Genomic DNA, 19,072 nt, shown 5'->3' with positions numbered 1-19,072 from the left:
GGGGAGCAGACCTCAGTAGGAGGTCTGCGCCTGCGGGTTGTTGGTGCCCTGCCGGACGCTCTTGGCGTCCTGCACCGCACGGGCGCTGATGTCGAGGACGTCCAGGCCCTTCTGGATGTCGTTCGAGTACACGTGGCCGTTGTGCCAGTAGGCGGACCACGAGCCGCCGAGGGCGAGGCCCTGCTCCGGCGTGGTCAGCGGACCACGGTCGAACCAGGCGATCTCACGGGGCTTCTTCGAGTCGGTGAACTCGTAGACCGAGATGCCGCCCTGGTACCAGGCCTGCACCATGATGTCGCGACCCTCGACGGGGATCAGCGAGCCGTTGTGGGCCACGCAGTTCTCCTCGTTGGTCTGGGTGCGCGGCATCTTGTAGTAGCTCTGGAAGACGAGGTCGCCGGCCTTGTTGATGTTGTAGATGCCGTTGGCGCCGCGGGTGGAGCCGATCTCGGGGTTGCAGGTGGCCGCGCCGCCGCCGCCGAGCTCGTCGGTGAAGACGACCTTCGTGCCGGCGTTGTTGAAGGTCGCGGAGTGCCAGAACGCGAAGTTCTTGGTGTCCTGGACCGTCTCGGTGACCTTGGGCTGCTTGCGGTTCTTGATGTCCATCAGGATGCCGTCACCCATGCACGCACCGGCCGCGATGTTCTTGCTCGGGTAGGTGGTGATGTCGTGGCAGCCGCTGGTGGCGGAGTAGTTGTTGCCGTCCTCGTTGGTGCCGCCCGGGTTGCCGCCCTCGGGGAACAGCACCGGGGTGGAGACGACGGAGGCGTTGAAGGCCTTGCCGACGGGGATCTCCACGACGCTGATCTTGTCGTGGGGCGGCTGGCAGTCGGCGAGCGCGGCGCTCGGCGAGTACGACGACACGTAGGCGTACAGGCGCGTGCCGTCCTGGCTCGGGGCCAGCGAGTGGGTGTGCGAGCCGCACTGGGTCTCGACGGCGGCGACGTAGCGGGGGTTGGCCGGGTCCTTGATGTTGTAGACCCGGATGCCCTCCCAGTAGTCGGTGAGCGTGCCACCGGCGGGCGGGTTCGGGGACGCGGTCGAGTCGCAGGTGCTGTCGGAGCGACGGGAGTCGACGCTCACCACCAGCAGGTTCTTGAACACCGACACGTCGCCCTGGGCGCCGGGGCAGACCACCTGGGTGACCGGCTGCGGGTTCCGCGGGTTCTTGATGTCGTAGACCATGAAGCCGTTGTAGTTGCCGGCGAAGGCGTAGTCGTCCTTGAACGCCAGGTCGGAGTTGTACGACGTCTCCGGGGCGAACGCCCCGGTCTTGGGCCGGTTGGCGACCAGCGACATGTTGCGGCTGGCGATGCGGCCGGGCTGGGTGTTCTCCGCGTCGCTGTCGTCCATCTCGCCGTAGGCCTCGGGCAGCTGCTCGCAGCCGGCGGCGAAGCGGTCGGCGGCGGAGCGGAGCTGCTTGAGCTCGGCGGCGGAGCACGCGGGGTCGGGCTCGGCCTCCGAGGCCGAGGAGAGGACGGGGACGGCGGCGGGAGCCAGCGCCACGACGAGGCCGGCGGCGAGGGTGGCCGCCGTCCGGCGCGGTGAGCGCAGGATAATCTTCACGAGATTGTCGACCTTCCGAGCAAAAAGGTCCGCCAGCGGGATCGCACAGCGGTGAGGTATGTCGTACCGTGGTCGGACCATGCGAGTAAAGATCTCGGACACAAAAAAGTCATGGGTTGTTCTCAGCGTCGTCGCTGTGATCGGCCTGTCCGGATGCTCCTCGGACTCCTCCGAGGGCGCGGACGCCGCCGCCGCCGACCCCTCCCCCGCCGCCGCGTCGCCGAGCGGCTCGCCCTCGGCCGGCGCCGACGACGACATCCTCGTCCTGCGGCCCGGCAAGCCCGGTGAGCCCGCGGAGACCGGGCCCACGGAGGTCGCGGAGAACGCCCACAACGACGCGGACGTCGAGTTCATGCAGATGATGATCCCGCACCACCGCCAGGCGCTGGTGATGGCGGACCTCGCGAAGACCCGCGCCGAGGACCCCGCCGTACGACGGCTCGCGGCGCGCATCCGCGGCGCCCAGGCCCCCGAGATCGCCTTCATGGCGGAGTGGCTCTCGACCAAGGGCGAGGACGTGCCCGCCCCCGAGGACGACACCGTCGACGTCGGCATGCACGGCGAGCACATGGGCATGCTGGACGCCGACGCGCTCCTGGCCCTCGTCGAGGCGGACGGCGCCGAGTTCGACGAGCTCTTCCTCACCGGGATGATGGGTCACCACCAGGGGGCCGTCGACATGACCGACGACGTCGCCACCACCGGCACCGACCAGCAGGTCGCCGAGCTCGCCGCCGACATGAACCTCGGCCAGAGCGCCGAGATCGGCCGCATGGAAGACATCGCCGACCAGCTCTGAGCCCCGCCCCCGCGAGCACCACGCTCGCAGGTCGGGTGCGCCCGGGGGGTCGGCGCGCGCAGCGCACCGGTGCGCCCGGCGCACCGGCGCCCGGCCCCGTCGCGCCCGGCCTCGTCGCGCCCGGCCTCGTCGCGCCCGGCCTCGCGCGCCCGGCCTCGGGCGTCACGCCAGCGGGCCCCACGCCGTCCGGGTGGACGGCGTGGGGCCCGGGTGCGGACCGCCGCGGGGGCGGGTGGGGCTCAGTAGCTCTTCTGCATCTGCGGGTTGTTGGTGCCGAGGTCGACACCGCGGGCCCCGTCGACAGCGCGGGCGGTGACGTCGAAGACGTTCAGGCCCTTGCCGATGTCGTTGGAGAACACGTAGCCGTTGTGCCAGTACGACGACCAGTTGCCGCGGCCGTCGGGGCTGCCCTCCGGCTCGGGACCACGGTCGAACCAGGCCAGCTCGCGGGGGTTCTCCGAGTCGGTGAAGTCGAAGACCGAGATGCCGCCCATGTACCAGGCCTGGACCATGATGTCGCGGCCCTCGACGGGGATCAGCGAGCCGTTGTGGGCCACGCAGTTCTCCTCGTTGGTCTGGGTGCGCGGGATCTTGTAGTAGCTGGCGAAGACCAGGTCGCCGCCCCGGCTGATGTCGTAGATGCCGTTGGCGCCGCGGTTGGGGCCGACGTCGGGGTTGCAGGTCGCGCCGCCGCCGCCGCCGAGCTCGTCGGTGAAGATCACCTTGGTGCCGTCGTTGTTGAAGGTCGCGGAGTGCCAGAAGGCGAAGTTCTCGCGGTCCTGGACCCGCTCGGTGACGACCGGCTGGTAGCGGTTCTTGATGTCCATCAGGATCCCGTCGCCCATGCAGGCGCCGGCCGCGATGTTCTTCTCCACGTACGTCGTGATGTCGTGGCAGCCGGTGGTCGGGGCGAGCTCACGGCCACCGCCCGGGTTGCCGCCGTCCGGGAAGAGCACCGGGGTGCTCGCGACCTTGGCCTGGAAGGCCTTGCCGACCGGGATCTTGACGACGCTGATCTTGTCGTGGGGCTCGGGGCAGTTCACGTTGGTCGCCGACGGGAAGTAGGAGGAGACGTAGGCGAACAGCGTCTTGCCGTTGGGGCTCGGCGCCAGCGAGTGGGTGTGCGAGCCGCAGGCGGTCTTGACGGCCGCGACGTACTTCGGCTCGGCCGGGTCCTTGATGTTGTAGACCCGCAGGCCCTCCCACGCGGTCGGCACGGACGTCTGCGACGGCGTGCTCTCGCAGGAGGAGTCCGAGCGCGGGGAGTCGACGCTCACGACGAGCAGGTTCTTGTAGACCGACACGTCGCCCTGCGCGCCGGGGCAGACCACCTCGGCGACGCGCCGGGGGTTGCGGGGGTTGCGGGCGTCGAAGACCGTGAAGCCGTCGTAGTTGCCGGCGTAGACGTAGTCGCCCTTGAACGCGAGGTCGGAGTGCGTCGCGTTGGCGAAGGTCGCCGAGCGCGGGCGCTGGGCGATGAGCGACATGTTGCGCGAGGCGACCCGGCCGGGCTCGGTGTTCTCGGCCGACGAGTCGTCCATCGTGCCGTAGTCCTCCGCCAGCTGCGCGCAGCCGGCCGCGAACAGGTCGGCCTGGGTCCGTAGCCCCTGGAGCCGCTGCGGCGAGCACTCCGGGTCGGCGCCGGAGGTCGCGGCCACGGGCGCCGCGGCGGGGCCGGTCCCCGACGCGGTGGCGAGCGGGACGAGGGCGGGGGTCAGGACGACGGCGAGGCCGGCGGCGAGGGTGACCGCGGCTCTGACGGGTGAGCGCCGGGATCCGGCGCGGGGCAGGAGCTTCACGATGTGGTGCCTTCCGAGACGTGCCCCGAGCGCCGAGTCGCATCCCGGGTGCCCCCGTTTCATACCCCATCCGCACAGCCGGCGTACAGGGCCGGGCCGGCGCGGCCCCTCCGGTCCGGGGACGTCGGCGGCCCCGGACCCCTCTACCCTGGGTGTGAGGTCGCACACCCACGCGGCCCACCCACCACCGACCACCGCCCACCCGCAGCGGTGACGACACCCGGAGCACCCATGAACGCTGAGACCGCCCCCGCGCCGACCCCGGCCGACGTCCTCGACCTCGCCGCCGACCACGAGCAGGTCGTGGTCTGCCACGACCGCGACTCGGGGCTCCGCGCCGTCATCGCGATCCACTCCACCGCCCTCGGCCCCGCCCTCGGCGGCACGCGCTTCCACCCGTACGCCACGGGCACCGAGGCCGTGGCCGACGCGCTGGCCCTCTCCCGCGGCATGTCCTACAAGGCCGCGCTGGCGGGGCTCGACCTCGGCGGCGGCAAGGCCGTCATCGTCGGCGACCCCCGTCGCGACAAGACCGAGGCCCTGCTGCGCGCCTACGGCCGGATGGTCGAGTCGCTCGGCGGCCGCTACCACACGGCCTGCGACGTGGGCACCTACAGCGCCGACATGGACCTGATCGCGCGCGAGTCGCGCTTCGTCACCGGCCGGACCGTGGCCCACGGCGGCGCCGGCGACAGCTCCGTGCTGACGGCGTACGGCGTGTTCCAGGGGATGCGCGCCGCGGCCGAGGCCGCGTGGGGCGAGCCCACGCTGGGCGGTCGCACCGTCGGCATCGCCGGGGTCGGCAAGGTCGGGCGCCACCTGGCCCGTCACCTGCTCGACGACGGCGCCCGCGTCGTGGTCACCGACGTCCACGCCCCGGCCGTGGCCGCGCTCGTCGAGGAGCACCCGCAGGTCGAGGTCGTCGCCGACACCGACGCGCTCGTCGCGTCCGCGCTCGACGTCTACGCGCCCTGCGCGCTCGGCGGCGCGCTGACCGACGAGGTCGTCGCCACCCTGTCGGCCCGCATCGTCTGCGGCGCCGCCAACAACCAGCTCGCGCACCCGGGCGTGGAGAAGTCGCTGGTCGACGCGGGGATCCTCTACGCGCCCGACTACTGCGTGAACTCCGGCGGGCTGATCCAGGTCGCCGACGAGCTCGAGGGCTTCTCCTTCGAGCGCGCCCAGCAGCGGGCCTCGGGCATCTTCGAGACCACCCGCGAGGTGCTGCGCCGCTCCGCGGAGGACGGCGTGCCCCCGGGCGCGGCCGCCGACCGGCTGGCCGAGCAGCGGATGCGCGAGGTCGGCCGCCTGCGCGGCACCTGGCTGCCGTCGACCCGCTGAGCACCCGCGGCGGCCGGCGCCCCGACGCACCGTCGCCACGACAGGCGAGGACCGCGGTCACCCGAGGGTGACCGCGGTCCTGCTGTCAGGAGATGGTGGAGGCGGAGGTCAGTCCCGCCGGTCGGCCGGGGCCGACCAGTCGTCGTCGCCGGACGAGGGATCGTCCCTGCCGTCGTCTTCTCCGCCGTGCAGCTCCCGCGCCAGCGCCCCGAAGTCCGTCTCGTGCGTACGGTACTTCAGGTCGCGAGCGACCTTCGTCTGCTTCGCCTTAGCTCGGCCGCGCCCCATAGGGTCGACCCCCTCGCACGTTGGCCGGGCACCGAAGGCCCGGACTGTCCGGTCTGTGTCGTGAGCGCAACGCTACCTGTTCACCGAAGGAATCCGCACGCTGACCCGGGACCCGGACGGTGTCGCGTACGACTCACCAGCCCGGGTGGCGCCCGGACAGGTGCACTGCGCCGCCCGCGAGCTCGCCGGCACCCGCCGCCGGGGCGGCCGCGGCCCGCACCTCGCCGAGCACCCACGCCCGCACGTCGGCGGCCTGGAGGACCTCCAGGGCCCGGTCCGCGTCGGCCGGGTCGAGCACGGCGACCATGCCCACCCCCATGTTGAGGGTGTGCTCGAGGTCCTCGACGGCGACCTGCCCGACGTCGCGCACGAGGGAGAAGACGGGGGGCGGCGTCCAGGTGGCGCGGTCGAGGACGACCTCGAGCTCGGCGGGCACGACCCGGGCCAGGTTGGCCGCGAGCCCGCCGCCGGTGACGTGGGCCATGGCGTGGGTCCGGGTCTCGGCGGCGAGACGCAGGCAGGCCCTCGCGTAGATCCGGGTGGGGGTCAGCAGCTCCTCCCCGAGGGTGGTGCCCAGCTCGTCGACGTGACGGTCCAGCGCCCAGCCCGCGCGCTCGAGGAAGACGTGGCGCACCAGCGAGTAGCCGTTGGCGTGCAGCCCGGAGGCGGACATCGCGACCACCACGTCACCGGGGGCGACCCGGCCCGGGCCCAGCAGCCGGTCGGCCTCGACCACGCCGGTCGCCGCCCCGGCCACGTCGTACTCGTCGGGCGCCATCAGTCCGGGGTGCTCGGCGGTCTCGCCGCCGACCAGGGCGCAGCCGGCCTCGACGCAGGCCTCCGCGATGCCCGAGACGATGGCGGCGACCCGCTCCGGGACGACGCGGCCGGTCGCGATGTAGTCCGTCATGAACAGCGGCTCGGCGCCGCAGACCACCAGGTCGTCGACGACCATCCCGACCAGGTCGAAGCCGATGGTGTCGTGGGTGTCCATCGCCTGGGCGATGGCGACCTTGGTGCCCACGCCGTCGGTGGAGGTCGCCAGCAGCGGCCGGGCGTAGCCGCGCAGCGCGCTGGCGTCGAACAGCCCGGCGAAGCCGCCCAGCCCCCCGATCACCTCGGGGCGCCGGGCACGCTCGACGGCGCCCTTCATCAGGGCGACCGCCTTGTCGGCGGAGTCGATGGACACGCCCGCGGAGGCGTACGTCGTGGGGTCGGACGGGGCCATGGCGGCCTCCTCAGGGGTGGCGGAGCGAGTCGGGGGCACCGGCGCCGGCCGTGGTGGCGGCGAGGCCGTCGGGGGTGCGCGCACCGGGCTGCACCGCCGGCACGGCCGGTCCGGAGGGGGTCTCGAGCAGGTCCTTGCCGAGCTCGGAGGCGTCGGGCAGCGGGATCGGGTACACGCCGTCGAAGCAGGCCCGGCACAGGTCGTCCTTGGGCACCGTGGTCGCGTCGACGAGGTCGTCGAGCTCGATGAAGCCGAGCGAGTCGGCGTCGATCGAGGTCCGGATCTGCTCGATCGTCAGCCCGTTGGCGATGAGCTCGGCGCGGGTGGCGAAGTCGATGCCGTAGAAGCAGGGCCACTTCACCGGCGGCGAGGAGATCCGCACGTGCACCTCGCGGGCCCCGGCCTCGCGGAGCATCCGCACCAGCGCCCGCTGGGTGTTGCCGCGCACGATCGAGTCGTCGACCACGACGAGGCGCTTGCCCTCGATGACGTCGCGCAGCGGGTTGAGCTTGAGCCGGATCCCGAGCTGCCGGATGGTCTGGCTGGGCTGGATGAAGGTGCGCCCGACGTAGGAGTTCTTGACCAGGCCCATCCCGTAGGGGATGCCGGAGGCCTCGGCGTACCCGATCGCGGCGGGGGTGCCGGACTCCGGCACCGGGATCACGAGGTCCGCCTCCGCGGGGAACGCCTGCGCGAGCCGGCGACCGATCTCGACCCGCACGCTGTGCACGCGCTTGCCGGTCATCCGGGTGTCGGGCCGGGCGAGGTAGACGAACTCGAAGAGGCAGTGCTTGGGCGCGGGCTCGCTCACCTGGTGGCTGCGCAGGCCGTCGGAGTCGACCGCGACCATCTCGCCGGGCTCCACCTCGCGCACGAACGACGCGCCCACGATGTCGAGGGCCGCGGTCTCGGAGGCGATGACCCAGCCGCGGTCGAGTCGACCCAGGACCAGGGGGCGGATGCCCTGGGGGTCGCGGGCGGCGTACAGCGTGTCCTCGGTCATCCAGACGAAGGAGTACGCCCCGCGGACCTGCGGCAGGACCTCCGCGGCCCGCTCCTCGACGCTCTGGCCGGGGTGGTGGGCGAGCAGCGCGGTGACCACGCTCGTGTCGTTGGTCGCGCCCGGGCCGGCGTCGATGCGGAGGTCGAGCTCGCCGTCGAGCAGGCTGCGGTCCTCCACCATGCGGGCCAGCTCGGCGGTGTTGATCAGGTTGCCGTTGTGGGCCAGCGCGATGGAGCCCTCGGCCGTGGGGTGGAAGGTCGGCTGGGCGTTGAGCCAGGTGCTGGCGCCGGTCGTCGAGTAGCGCGAGTGGCCGATCGCGACGTGGCCCTTGAGGGCCTCGAGGGTGGCCTCGTCGAAGACCTGGGAGACCAGCCCCATGTCCTTGTAGACGAGGATCTGGCGGCCGTTGCTGACCGCGATCCCCGCGGACTCCTGCCCGCGGTGCTGCAGGGCGTAGAGGCCGTAGTAGGTGAGCTTGGCGACGTCCTCGCCGGGCGCCCACACCCCGAACACGCCGCAGGCGTCCTGGGGTCCGAGGTCCTCGGGGTCGAGGGCGTGGGTCAGACGCCCGTCGCCACCCTTGCGCGCGCTGCTGGAGAAGGGCACCCCCCGAGTCTAGGGCCCGGGGTGGGTCCACGTGGGCGCGGGCGGGCCCGCGGACCGGTGCGTGGGCCTACCATTCACGGGGCATGGGGACCTGAGGGGGTGAACCACCACGTGGCGGAGGCCGAGCCGAGCGAGCTGACGACGTACCGGATCCACCGGGTGATGGCCGAGGCCTGGTCCCACACCGCCCTGCGCGACAGCCTGCAGGTGGTCGCCGACGGCGTGGTCGAGCTCGTGGGGTTCGGCGTCGCGGCCCTGAGCGTGCTGCACGACACCGGCGAGCTGGAGGTCGTGGCCGTCGGCGGCGACGACAGCGCCCGCGAGGAGCTGCTCGGCACGTTCAGCCCGATGGCCGGCCTCGCCGAGGAGCTCGCCGTCGCCGAGCACTGGGGCCCGCGACTGCGCTTCGTGCCCCACGAGCGGCTCAGCTCGGCGGTCGGCACGATCGGCTGGGTCCCGCAGTACGAGCCCGTCGACTCCCCCGACGCGTGGCACCCGCTCGACCTGCTGATCGCGCTGATCACCGACGCCGACGGGGTCGTGCGCGGCACCATGTCGGTGGACCTGCCCGACGACGGGCTGCGACCCGGGGCCGAGCGTCGCCGCCAGCTCGAGACGTACGCCGAGCAGGCCGGTCGCGCGATCCTCACCGCCGTCGAGCGGGCACGGCTCTCCGAGCGGGTCCGCCTCGCCGACGCCGCCCGGAAGGTCGTCCGCGAGGCCAGCGGGCAGCTGTCGACCGACGCGCTGCTGGACGCGGCCAAGGAGGCCGTGGTCGACGGCTTCGACATCCAGGGTCTGTGGCTGCACACGTTCGACGCCGACGGCGACGGTCCGGGGCGCCTGCACTCCTCCGACGGCGCCCAGCTGCGCCTGGAGCCCGAGATGGTCGCGCTCGGCGAGAAGATCGCCCGGGCCTGCTGGGCCGAGCAGCGGACCCTGGTCGTCTCGCCCCGGCGTGAGGACTGGCTCCTGGCCCCCGCGGAGCACGAGGCGGTCTGCGACTACCTCGCGTCGGTCGCGGTCACCTCGGTGATGGTCGTGCCGCTCGGGGCGGGTCAGGAGTGCTCCGGGCTGCTCGCGCTGACCCGTGACGACAGCGACCCCGACTGGAGCGACGCGGAGGCCACCGCGGCCCTCGACATCGGCCACGACCTGGGCCGCGCGCTGCTCAACGCCCGGCTCTTCGAGCGCGAGCGCCGCCTGGTCGACGAGCTCCAGGCGCTCGACGCCTACAAGAGCCGGTTGATCGCCACGGTCTCCCACGAGCTGAAGACGCCGCTGAGCACCGTGGTCGGCCACGTCGAGATGCTGGGCATGGACCCCGACCTCAGCAGCCGCGGGCGCACGTCGGTCGACGCCATCGGGCGCGGCGCGAGCCGTCTGCACCACCTCGTCGACAGCCTGCTGATGCTGGCGAAGGTCGGCGACCCCCACAACGTGCTCGACCCGGCCCCGGTCGACCTCGGCGCCGCGCTGCGCGAGACCGCCCAGCTGCTCGAGGTCCAGGCCGAGACCCGCGGGGTGGTCCTCGACGTGGACCTGCCGGAGGCGCCGGTGCTCGCGCTGGGCGACCAGGACGAGCTGGACCAGCTGTGCACCAACCTCGTCAGCAACGCCGTGAAGTACAGCGTCGCCGGCGGCCGGGTCGAGCTCGGCGTGAGACGGGTCGCCCACGGCCCGGACGTGTGCGTCGAGCTGTGGGTGACCGACCACGGCATCGGGATCTCCGAGGTCGACCAGGAGCAGCTGTTCGGGGAGTTCTTCCGCTCCACCAACCCGGTCGCGGTGGCCCAGCCCGGCACCGGCCTCGGGCTGACCATCGTCGCCCGCATCGTCGAGCGGCACCGCGGCCGCATCGACGTGCGCTCCGTGCTCGGCGAGGGCACCACCTTCCGGGTCGAGCTGCCCGCCGCACCCGGCTGAGCGGGGCCCGGTCAGCTCGTCGGCGCGGACCCGTCGGCGAGCCTCGCCAGCAGCAGCGCCTCGGCGACCACGACCCGCGCGAAGTCCTCGAGGTGCAGCCCCTCGTCGGCACCGTGGGCGCGCGTGTCGGGGTCCTCGACCCCGGTCACGAGCACCGCGGCGTCGGGGAACGCCCCGAGGAACTCGGCGATGAAGGGGATCGAGCCGCCGACCCCGAGGTCGACCGGGGCGACGCCGTCCCAGGCGTCGGCGAACGCGCCGCGCGCCACGTCGTACGCCGGGCCCTCGGCGTGGATCGCGATCGGCTCGCCGGTGTCGACGACCCTGACGTCGACCTGCGCGCCCCAGGGGGCGTGGGCGTGCAGGTGCGCGGTCAGCGCCTCGGCGGCGGACGCGGCGGTGTCACCGGGGGCGATGCGCATCGAGATCTTGGCGCGCGCGGCGGGCACGAGCGTGTTGGAGGCGCCGTCGACGGCGGGGGCGTCGAGGCCGGTGACGCTGAGCGCGGGCCGGGTCCACAACCGCTCGACCGCGCTGCCGGTGCCGATCCAGTCCACGCCCGCGGCGACCCCGGACTCGGCGCGCAGCCGCTCCTCGGGGTAGTCGACGTCGGCGGCGGGCCCGGTGTGCAGCCCGGCCACGGCGACGTCGCCGGTGTCGTCGTGCAGCGTGGCGAGCAGCCGTGAGAGGGCGATCAGGGCGTCCGGCACGAGCCCGCCCCACATGCCCGAGTGGACGCCGTGGGTCAGCGTGCGCACCGTGACGTCGGCCCGCACCAGGCCGCGCAGGCTCGTCGTCAGGGCCGGCACGCCGACGTCCCAGTTGGTCGAGTCGGCGATGACGATCACGTCGGCCGCCAGGGCCTCGCGGTGCTCGGCGAGCAGCGCCGGCAGGGTCTCGGAGCCGACCTCCTCCTCGCCCTCCACGAAGACGGTGACGCCGACGGCGAGCTCGTCGCCGAGCAGCCGGAGGGCGCCGAGGTGGGCGGCGATGCCGGCCTTGTCGTCGGCCGCCCCGCGGCCGAAGAGCCGCCGGCCGCCGGGCGAGTCCCGCTCGGTGGGCTCGAACGGGGGCGAGCCCCACGCGGCGTGGTCACCCTCGGGCTGCACGTCGTGGTGGGCGTACAGCAGCACCGTCGGCGCTCCGGGCGGCCCCGGACGCCGGGCGATGACGGCCGGCGCGCCGCCGTCCGCGGCGACGATGCGGACGTCCTCGATCCCCTCGCCGCGCAGCAGCGCGGCCGTCGCCTCGGCGCTGCGGCGCACCTCGCCGGCGCGGGCCGGGTCGGCGCTGACCGACTCGATGCGGACCAGGTCCTCGAGGTCCGCCCGGAGCCGGGGCATCTGCTCGGCGAGGCGGGCGCGGAGGGTCTCGACGTCGGCGGGACTCGTCATGCCCCCGAGACTAGGAGGCGCCCGGACCGGCACCGAGGGGCAGGTACGGCGCGAGGTCGGCCCGCTCCCCGGAGGCGCGGATCCGGTGGCCGGCGACCGCGTCGGTCCACGACAGCTCGCCGCGGGCCAGCGCGATCCAGGTCAGGGCGTCGGTCTCGACCACGGCCGGCGGGGTGCCGCGCGTGTGCCGCACCCCGGGGATCGCCTGCACCGCGGCGTACGGCGGCACGCGGACCTCCACGCTCGCGCCGGGCGAGCGCTCGGCCAGCTCGTCGAGGTAGTGGCGCACCAGGAGCTTGAGGCTGGCCCGGTCGGGGTCGCCGCCGTCGACCGCGGCGCGCGCGGCGACGAGGGCGTCGGGGTCGGCGCGACGGCGGCGGGGCGGCATGCTCCGATCATCCCGCGTCGGTGGTCGCCACCCCTGCGGCGGTTGAGCAACCCGCGAGCCGACTCGAGGTGGTCGAGCAGTCTGCGAGCCCCGGCCAGCACGGGGTCGAGACCGCCGAAACCGGGGTCTGCCCGGGGTGTGGAGAGTGGACTGACAGCCGGGTCCGGTGTCGGTGGTCGCGTCTAGGTTCAGGTCCATGGTCACCAGCGCGGCGCTCGAGGCGAGGTGGGGCGGGGGCTCCCACCCGCTGGTCGGTGGCGTGCAGACCATGATCGCGACGCTGGATGAGATGACCACCGCCCTGGCGGCGGGCTCGGACCCGTCCTGGCTGCCCACGGCCGAGCAGGGCTACTACCTGGCCTCGCTGCAGCAGATCGCCGACCGGGTGACGACGATGAAGCAGGCCGCGCTCGCCGCGCTCGACGACGCTGCGGGACCCGGCTGTGTGCAGGTCGCCGCCGGGGCCCGGTCGGCGGCGGACTGGTTGGCGCACCGCACCTGCGCCAACCCCCGCCGCCTCGCCGCGGAGGCCAGGCTCGGCGCCCGCATCACGAGACGGATCCACCTGTCCGCCGCGATGCTCGACGGGCTGGTGTCCCCCGAGCACGCCCGGGTGGTGGTCGAGTGCCTCGACGCGCTCCCGGTCGACCTCCTCGCCACCAACACCGACCCCTCAAGCGAGGAGTCCTCGGGTGAGGAGTCGTCGTGCGCGGACGCGTTGAGTGCAGATGCGTTGAGTGCAGACGAGCTGGTCGAGGCGGTCGAGCTGCAGCTGATCGAGTACTGCACCCAGTTCTCCCCGGCCGAGGTCGCTCGGCTGGCGCGTCACGTGCTGGAGGTCGTCGACCCCGACCGGGCCGAGCAGATCGAGGCCGAACGCCTCGCCCGCGCCGAACGCGACGCGTGGCGGCGCACGAAGCTCACCACCCGCGGGATCGGGGAGGGGTTCATCCGCGTCACCGCCGACCTCCCCGCCCTGCACGCCTCCATCCTCGACACCGTCCTGGACACCCTGACCCAGCCCCCGACTCCAGTCGGAGACGAGAAGCCGGACGGCCAGACGTCGGACGGTCAGAAGCCGGACGACGGGCAGTACCTGTCCGGTGCGCAGCGGCGGGGTCAAGCGTTCTGCACGCTGCTGGAGAACCTCGACACCACCACCCTGCCCCAGCGGCACGGCACGTCGGTCGCCGTCACCGTCGTCGTCGACGAGGAACGGCTGCGCCGCGAGGTGTCCGAGAACGGTCTCGCGAGCACCACCACCGGGGTCGACCTCTCGTTGGAGCAGGCCCGCCGCCTCATGTGTGGCGCCGGGATCTGGCCCGCCGTCATGGGCGGCGCCTCGGTCGTCCTCGACGCCGGCCGCACCCGGCGGTTCTTCGACGGCAGGCTCCGCGCCGCCCTCGAGGTCGCCCACACCGTCTGCCAGGCCGTCGGGTGCACCATCCCCGCCGCCTGGTGCGACGGCCACCACCGCACCCCCTGGGCACACGGCGGCACCACGACCGTCACCGACGGCGCGCTGCTGTGTCCCCACCACCACCGCCGCGTCCACGACACCCGCTACGACACCCACTGGAGCGCCACCGGCGAGGCCACCTTCCACCGACGCCAATAGGCCCCCGCGCCAGAACGATCGTTCACGTCACCGGGTCCCGGAACTCGCCCGCCCTTCTTCACCCGCCCGTGCCTCGCACGCTCGCACCTCGACCGGCAGCGGGTCCGCCCTCAGCCTGCCCGCCGGCCGGGAGCCGCTCGGGCATGGCCGTGGGGTGGGCAGGGCACCGTGGTCGGGTGCCGGAGGGAGACAGCGTCTACAAGAACGCGCGGAAGCTCGACCGCGTGCTCGCGGGGCGTGTCCTGGAGCGGGGCGACCTACGGGTGCCGCAGCTGGCGACCACGTCGCTGGCGGGCCGCACCGTGCTGGGCCACGACTCCCACGGCAAGCACCTGCTGACGCGGTTCTCCGGCGGGTTGACGCTGCACAGCCACCAGAAGATGGAGGGCACCTGGAAGACGACCGGCCCCGGCAAGCGGCTGCCGCGCCACCTCATGCCCGACGTCCGGGTGCTGCTGGCCGCCGAGGGCGCGGGCACGGCGTACGGCGTGCGGCTGGCGATCGTGGAGCTGGTCGAGACCGCCCACGAGGACACCGTGGTGGGCCACCTCGGGCCGGACCCGCTGCGGGAGGACTGGGACCTCGGCGCCGCGATCGCACGGTTCCGCGCACAGCCCGACCGGCAGCTGGCCCCCGCGATGCTGGACCAGCGCATCATGGCGGGCCTGGGCAACCTGTGGGCCAACGAGCTGGCCTTCCTCGTGGGCCGGTCGCCGTGGACGCCGCTCGCCGAGGTGGACGTCGAGCAGCTGGTGCGTCTCGCCGCGAGGGCGCTGCGCCACTCCGCGCTCGCCAAGGACGCCTACCAGGTCACCACCGGCGTCAACCGGCCCGGCCAGTCGCACTGGGTGATCGGTCGGGGCGGCAAGCCGTGCCGGCGCTGCGGCACCGAGATCCGACAGGTCCAGGCCTTCGTGAACTCCTCCGACCACCGGCGTACGTCGTGGTGCCCGCACTGCCAGCCGGGGCCGGGCCCCGAGACCCGCGGCGCCGACGGCCTGGTGCCCGGCGCCGCGGGCCTCGCCTAGTCCGACGGGCCCGATGCCCCCGACGGCCCCGACGGCCCCGCGGGCGCGTCGTGCGTCGCGGCGGCCAGGGGCCGACGGCGCCAGGCCGTGGTGAGCCCCGCGTCCTCGGCCGCCGTCGCCACCCGGAACGGCGGGTCGGTCGGCGCGGCCGGCTCGACGCGGGCCTGTCCGCGCGTGCGCCACAGGCTGGCGCCGATCGCCACCGCGAGGACCGTGGCGATCACCGCCAGCGAGACGGTCGTGGGCACCTTGTAGACGTCGACCTGCAGCGCCATCTTGATGCCGACCCAGATCAGCACGACCGCGAGACCGAGCTTGAGGTAGACGAAGCGGTGCATCAGGTCGGCGAGCAGGAAGTACATGGCCCGCAGGCCCAGGAGGGCGAAGGCGTTGGCGGTGAACACCAGGAACGGCTCCGAGGTGACCGCGAAGATCGCGGGGATCGAGTCCACGGCGAAGATCACGTCGGTGACCTCGACCAGCACGAGCACCAGCAGCAGCGGCGTCGCCAGCAGCACACCGCCGCGGCGGACCAGGAACCGCTGCCCGTGGAAGGTGTCGGTCATCGGGACCGCGCGCCGGAACCAGGCCACGACCCGCGACTGCGACGGGTCGACGTGGCTGTCGCGGCTGCGGATCATCTGCACGCCGGTGACGAGCAGGAACGCGGCGAACACGTAGAGCACCGCCGAGAACGCGTCGATGACGGCGGAGCCCGCCGCGATGAAGCCGCCGCGCAGGACGAGCGCCCCGACCACGCCGAGGAACAGCACGCGGTGCTGCAGCTCGCGGGGGACGGCGAAGAAGGTGAAGATGATCGCCCAGACGAAGACGTTGTCGACGGCGAGCGACTTCTCGATCAGGTAGCCGGCGAAGTACTGCTGGCCGAGCTCCGCGCCGTACGCGGACCAGATCCAGGCGCCGAACCCGACGCCGATCGCGACCCAGACCGCGGACCACGCCGCGGCCTCCCGCACGCCGATCACGTGGGCGCGGCGGTGGGCGAACAGGTCGACGGCGAGCATGAGCACGATGCCGCCGACGACGGCGGACCAGAGCCACAGGGGCACGTCCATGGGGAACCTCCCGGTCGGTGGACCGGAGGTCTCCCCCGACCACCGCGCTGCGGGTGGCCCCCTCCGCCGGACGCCGGGTGGCGCCGTACTGACGACGTCGGGACGAGGTGGGGTACTCCCCTCCTGCGTGACGCCACCAGGATGACGGACCCGCCGGGCCCGTTCAAGCGCCTGTGGCGCGCACCATCCGCTCCGCGGTCGCCCGCAGCGCCGCGGCCAGCTCCGGCGGGGACTCCACGACGTACTCGGCGTCGAGCGCCGCGGCGAGCATCACCGGCCACTCCAGCCGGTCGCTGCCGAGCTCGACGACGCAGGCGCTCTCCCCCACGGCCGTGACCTCGCCGTTGCCCCAGAGCATCCGGCGCACGTCCTCGGCCGAGGCCGCCACCCTGAGCCGGACGGCGTAGCGGCCCGGCATGCGGGAGATGCCCCGGCGCACGAAGGTCGTCGCGTCCTGCGCCGGCAGGTCGCGCGGCCGGAACCGCAGCCCGGTCGGGGTCGGGTCGCCCACCCGGTCGACGCGGAAGGAACGCCAGTCGGCGCGGTCGCGGTCCCAGGCGACGAGGTACCAGCGCCGGCCGAGGGCCACGAGGCGGTGGGGCTCCACCCGGCGCCGGGTCGGCTCCTGCTCGCCCCGGGCGGTGTAGTCGAAGCTCAGGCCCTCCGCGTCGCGCGCCGTCTGCGCCAGCGTGGTCAGCACGCCAGCGTCGACCACGGGGCCGCGACCCGGACCGGGCGCCGGGTCGGTGGCCTCGCGGAGCGCGTCGAGACGCCGGCGCAACCGGGGCGGCATCATCGCGACGACCTTCGTCAGCGCCTGCACGGAGGTCTCCTCCATCCCGCTGACCGACCCCGCCGCCGAGCTGCGCAGGCCGACGGCCACCGCGACTGCCTCCTCGTCCTCAAGCAGCAGCGGCGGCATCGACCCGCTGCCGGCCCGGAGCTGGTAGCCGCCGGCGACGCCGCGGACCGCGTCGACGTCGTAGCCGAGGTCGCGCAGGCGCTCGATGTCGCGCCGCAGGGTGCGGGCGCTGACCTCGAGGCGGTCCGCGAGCTCCGCGCCCGGCCAGTAGCGGTGGGTCTGCAGCAGGGACAGCAGGCGGAGCATCCGGGCACTGGTCGACATGGGTCGAGACTAGGTCCGATTGAGGCCAGGACCTGACCGCATGACTCCGTAGCGTCGTCGTCATGAGCAGATCACCCGTCATCGAGACCCGCGGCCTGACCAAGCACTTCGGGTCCCACCGCACGCGTGTCGAGGCCGTGCGCGGCCTGGACCTGAGCATCGGCGCCGGGGAGCTCGTGGCGCTGCTGGGGCCCAACGGTGCCGGCAAGTCCACGACCCTGCGGATGCTGACCACCCTGACCCCGCCGAGCTCGGGCACCGCCCGCGTCGCCGGCCACGACGTGCTCGCCGACCCGGACGCCGTACGACGGGCGATCGGGTACGTCGGGCAGGGCAACGGCGCCGGTCACCAGCAGCGGGGCCGCGACGAGCTCGTCAGCCAGGGCCGGGCGCACGGCCTGTCCCGGGCGCGGGCGCGGGAGCGCGCGGACGAGCTGGTCGCCGACCTCGACCTCGCCGCGGTCGTGGACCGCCCGACGATCGGATCGTCCGGGGGCCAGCGGCGTCGGCTCGACATCGCGATGGGGCTCGTCCACGCCCCCGACGTGCTGTTCCTCGACGAGCCCTCCACCGGCCTCGACCCGCAGAACCGGGCCCACCTGCAGGACCTCGTCCGACGCCTCCACGCCGAGCGCGCCTGCACCGTCGTCCTGACCACCCACTACCTGGAGGAGGCCGACGCCCTCGCCGAGCGCGTGGTGGTCGTCGACCACGGCCGGATCGTGGCCGACGACACCGCCACCGCCCTGAAGTCGGCGCTCGGCGACCTGCTGGTCCTCCGGCTGGCCGATCCCGCAGCGGCCGCCCGGGCGGCGACCCGGGCCGAGCGGCTGCGCGGACGGCAGGGCCAGCCGCCGTCCGTGACGGTCGAGGACCGCGAGGTCCGGGTCCGCGTCGCCCACGGGCGGGAGGCGGTCGCCGGGCTCGTCGCCGCGCTCGCCGCCGACGGCGACGCGGTCGGGAGCCTCGAGGTCAGCGGCCCGACACTCGACGACGTCTTCCTGGCCCTCACCGGTCGCCGCCTGCGCGAGGACGGCCCCGGCAGCGAGCGCAGCGAGGAGACCGCCGCATGAGCACGACCACCGGCCGGGCCGACCCCGCCGCCCCCACCCGAGGCCGCGGACCCGACGCGCCGCGGCGGCCGTCCTGGCTCGGCGACGTGCGCAACGTCGCGGTCCGCGAGCTCGCCCCGCTGCGGCGGCAGCCGGCGAGCGTGCTGATGGCGATGATGCAGCCGCTGGTCTTCCTCGCGCTGTTCGCCCCCCTGCTGCCCGAGGTGCCCGGCGGGTCCGCGCTGCAGTGGTTCGTGCCGGGCATCGTGACGATGACGGCGTTGATGGGGGCCTCGTTCGCCGGGGCGGGGCTGATGGACGAGATGCTGACCGGCTCGCACGAGCGGATGCTGGTCTCACCGCTGCGGCGCTCGGCGCTGCTCGTGGGCCGGGCCCTCAAGGAGGTGGTGCCGATGCTCGCGCAGACCGCGATCATCCTGGCCGTCGTCACCCCGTTCTCGTTCGACCTGCACCCGGCCGGGGTGCTGCTCGGGATGGTGGTGCTCTCGCTGTTCGCCGTCGGGGTCGGCGCGCTCTCGCTGGCGCTGGGGCTGGTGGCCCACGGCGAGCCGTGGCTGTTCTGGGGGGTCCAGCAGACGGTCGTGTTCCCGCTGCTGCTGCTCGCGGGGGTGCTGCTGCCGCTCGACGGCGCCCCGGCCTGGCTGCGGGTGCTCGCCGCGCTGAACCCCATGACCTACGTGATCGAGGCCGAGCGGGCGCTGTTCGCCGGGTCCTTCCCGGCCGCTGACGTCGCCGCCGGCCTCGTGGCCGCCGCCGCCGTCGCCGTCCTCGGGCTGCTCGTCGGGGTCCGGGGGATGCGCCGCTCGGCCTGAC

At 73.9% G+C, this 19,072-nt stretch carries 16 protein-coding genes; 7 read left to right on the top strand and 9 right to left on the bottom strand.

The features are described from left to right. Window positions 1-12 precede the first annotated feature (12 nt). Window positions 13-1,566: an LVIVD repeat-containing protein gene (locus ABD158_RS07875; protein ID WP_344005859.1), complete on the bottom strand. Its 1,554-nt coding sequence runs from the start codon at window positions 1,564-1,566 to the stop codon at window positions 13-15. Between the two features lie 136 nt (window positions 1,567-1,702). Between ABD158_RS07875 and ABD158_RS07870 the strand changes: the two genes are divergently transcribed. Further along, complete coding sequence (locus tag ABD158_RS07870; RefSeq protein ID WP_344005857.1) at window positions 1,703-2,365, top strand: DUF305 domain-containing protein; 663 nt, start codon at window positions 1,703-1,705, stop codon at window positions 2,363-2,365. A gap of 239 nt (window positions 2,366-2,604) precedes the next feature. Here ABD158_RS07870 and ABD158_RS07865 read toward each other — a convergent pair whose 3' ends face one another. Then, on the bottom strand, window positions 2,605-4,164 hold the full coding sequence (locus ABD158_RS07865) for an LVIVD repeat-containing protein (protein ID WP_344005855.1): 1,560 nt from the start codon (window positions 4,162-4,164) through the stop codon (window positions 2,605-2,607). 231 nt (window positions 4,165-4,395) lie between these two features. Here ABD158_RS07865 and ABD158_RS07860 point away from each other — a divergent pair, with 231 nt between their 5' ends. Then, window positions 4,396-5,505: a Glu/Leu/Phe/Val dehydrogenase dimerization domain-containing protein gene (locus ABD158_RS07860; RefSeq protein WP_344005853.1), complete on the top strand. Its 1,110-nt coding sequence runs from the start codon at window positions 4,396-4,398 to the stop codon at window positions 5,503-5,505. A 108-nt stretch (window positions 5,506-5,613) separates the two neighbouring features. Here the strand turns inward: ABD158_RS07860 and ABD158_RS07855 are convergent, their stop codons facing one another. From ABD158_RS07855 to purF, 3 genes are all read right to left on the bottom strand, one after another. Next, complete coding sequence (locus ABD158_RS07855; RefSeq protein ID WP_344005851.1) at window positions 5,614-5,793, bottom strand: DUF3073 domain-containing protein; 180 nt, start codon at window positions 5,791-5,793, stop codon at window positions 5,614-5,616. 133 nt (window positions 5,794-5,926) lie between these two features. Beyond that, window positions 5,927-7,021 (bottom strand): phosphoribosylformylglycinamidine cyclo-ligase, encoded by a 1,095-nt coding sequence (gene purM, locus ABD158_RS07850; protein WP_344005849.1) that lies wholly within the window; start codon window positions 7,019-7,021, stop codon window positions 5,927-5,929. A gap of 10 nt (window positions 7,022-7,031) precedes the next feature. Further along, complete coding sequence (purF, locus tag ABD158_RS07845) at window positions 7,032-8,630, bottom strand: amidophosphoribosyltransferase (protein ID WP_344005847.1); 1,599 nt, start codon at window positions 8,628-8,630, stop codon at window positions 7,032-7,034. A gap of 99 nt (window positions 8,631-8,729) precedes the next feature. On the opposite strand from purF, the gene ABD158_RS07840 reads away from it, so the two are divergent. Continuing rightward, on the top strand, window positions 8,730-10,556 hold the full coding sequence (locus tag ABD158_RS07840; protein ID WP_344005845.1) for an ATP-binding protein: 1,827 nt from the start codon (window positions 8,730-8,732) through the stop codon (window positions 10,554-10,556). Between the two features lie 11 nt (window positions 10,557-10,567). Here ABD158_RS07840 and ABD158_RS07835 read toward each other — a convergent pair whose 3' ends face one another. Both ABD158_RS07835 and ABD158_RS07830 read right to left on the bottom strand, forming a co-directional pair. Further along, entirely contained in the window at window positions 10,568-11,950 is a 1,383-nt protein-coding gene (locus ABD158_RS07835) for a dipeptidase (protein WP_344005844.1), read from the bottom strand. Window positions 11,951-11,960: 10 nt separating this feature from the next. Then, window positions 11,961-12,338, bottom strand: a complete 378-nt coding sequence (locus tag ABD158_RS07830) for a sterol carrier family protein (RefSeq protein WP_344005842.1) — start codon at window positions 12,336-12,338, stop codon at window positions 11,961-11,963. Window positions 12,339-12,534: 196 nt separating this feature from the next. Here ABD158_RS07830 and ABD158_RS07825 point away from each other — a divergent pair, with 196 nt between their 5' ends. Then, window positions 12,535-13,956, top strand: a complete 1,422-nt coding sequence (locus tag ABD158_RS07825) for an HNH endonuclease signature motif containing protein (RefSeq protein ID WP_344005840.1) — start codon at window positions 12,535-12,537, stop codon at window positions 13,954-13,956. Window positions 13,957-14,132: 176 nt separating this feature from the next. Continuing rightward, entirely contained in the window at window positions 14,133-14,984 is an 852-nt protein-coding gene (locus tag ABD158_RS07820) for a DNA-formamidopyrimidine glycosylase family protein (RefSeq protein ID WP_344005839.1), read from the top strand. Here the strand turns inward: ABD158_RS07820 and ABD158_RS07815 are convergent. After that, the gene (locus ABD158_RS07815; RefSeq protein WP_344005837.1) at window positions 14,981-16,060 is read right to left on the bottom strand and encodes a TerC family protein; all 1,080 of its coding nucleotides are present in this window, start codon (window positions 16,058-16,060) and stop codon (window positions 14,981-14,983) included. The two genes, ABD158_RS07820 and ABD158_RS07815, sit on opposite strands and share 4 nt — an antisense overlap. Window positions 16,061-16,223: 163 nt before the next feature. Beyond that, entirely contained in the window at window positions 16,224-17,186 is a 963-nt protein-coding gene (locus ABD158_RS07810) for a helix-turn-helix transcriptional regulator (RefSeq protein WP_344005835.1), read from the bottom strand. Window positions 17,187-17,248: 62 nt separating this feature from the next. Here ABD158_RS07810 and ABD158_RS07805 point away from each other — a divergent pair, with 62 nt between their 5' ends. Then, window positions 17,249-18,259 (top strand): ATP-binding cassette domain-containing protein, encoded by a 1,011-nt coding sequence (locus tag ABD158_RS07805; RefSeq protein WP_344005833.1) that lies wholly within the window; start codon window positions 17,249-17,251, stop codon window positions 18,257-18,259. Further along, complete coding sequence (locus tag ABD158_RS07800; protein WP_344005831.1) at window positions 18,256-19,071, top strand: ABC transporter permease; 816 nt, start codon at window positions 18,256-18,258, stop codon at window positions 19,069-19,071. The genes ABD158_RS07805 and ABD158_RS07800 overlap by 4 nt, the downstream gene beginning before the upstream one ends. Window position 19,072 lies beyond the last annotated feature (1 nt).

This window comes from Nocardioides lentus (genome assembly GCF_039529515.1).
Lineage (GTDB): Bacteria > Actinomycetota > Actinomycetes > Propionibacteriales > Nocardioidaceae > Nocardioides > Nocardioides lentus.
The sequence above is the reverse complement of the archived record's forward strand: the minus strand, read 5'-3'. Positions and strand labels throughout refer to the sequence as shown.

What these genes read in the sequence shown, in the direction of transcription:
- ABD158_RS07860 (WP_344005853.1), top strand. Translation starts at nt 4,396, where the DNA reads ATGAACGCTGAGACCGCCCCCGCGCCGACCCCGGCCGACGTCCTCGAC.
- ABD158_RS07855 (WP_344005851.1), bottom strand. Translation starts at nt 5,793, where the DNA reads ATGGGGCGCGGCCGAGCTAAGGCGAAGCAGACGAAGGTCGCTCGCGAC.
- purM (WP_344005849.1), bottom strand. Translation starts at nt 7,021, where the DNA reads ATGGCCCCGTCCGACCCCACGACGTACGCCTCCGCGGGCGTGTCCATC.
- ABD158_RS07835 (WP_344005844.1), bottom strand. Translation starts at nt 11,950, where the DNA reads ATGACGAGTCCCGCCGACGTCGAGACCCTCCGCGCCCGCCTCGCCGAG.
- ABD158_RS07830 (WP_344005842.1), bottom strand. Translation starts at nt 12,338, where the DNA reads ATGCCGCCCCGCCGCCGTCGCGCCGACCCCGACGCCCTCGTCGCCGCG.
- ABD158_RS07825 (WP_344005840.1), top strand. Translation starts at nt 12,535, where the DNA reads ATGGTCACCAGCGCGGCGCTCGAGGCGAGGTGGGGCGGGGGCTCCCAC.
- ABD158_RS07815 (WP_344005837.1), bottom strand. Translation starts at nt 16,060, where the DNA reads ATGGACGTGCCCCTGTGGCTCTGGTCCGCCGTCGTCGGCGGCATCGTG.
- ABD158_RS07810 (WP_344005835.1), bottom strand. Translation starts at nt 17,186, where the DNA reads ATGTCGACCAGTGCCCGGATGCTCCGCCTGCTGTCCCTGCTGCAGACC.
- ABD158_RS07805 (WP_344005833.1), top strand. Translation starts at nt 17,249, where the DNA reads ATGAGCAGATCACCCGTCATCGAGACCCGCGGCCTGACCAAGCACTTC.
- ABD158_RS07800 (WP_344005831.1), top strand. Translation starts at nt 18,256, where the DNA reads ATGAGCACGACCACCGGCCGGGCCGACCCCGCCGCCCCCACCCGAGGC.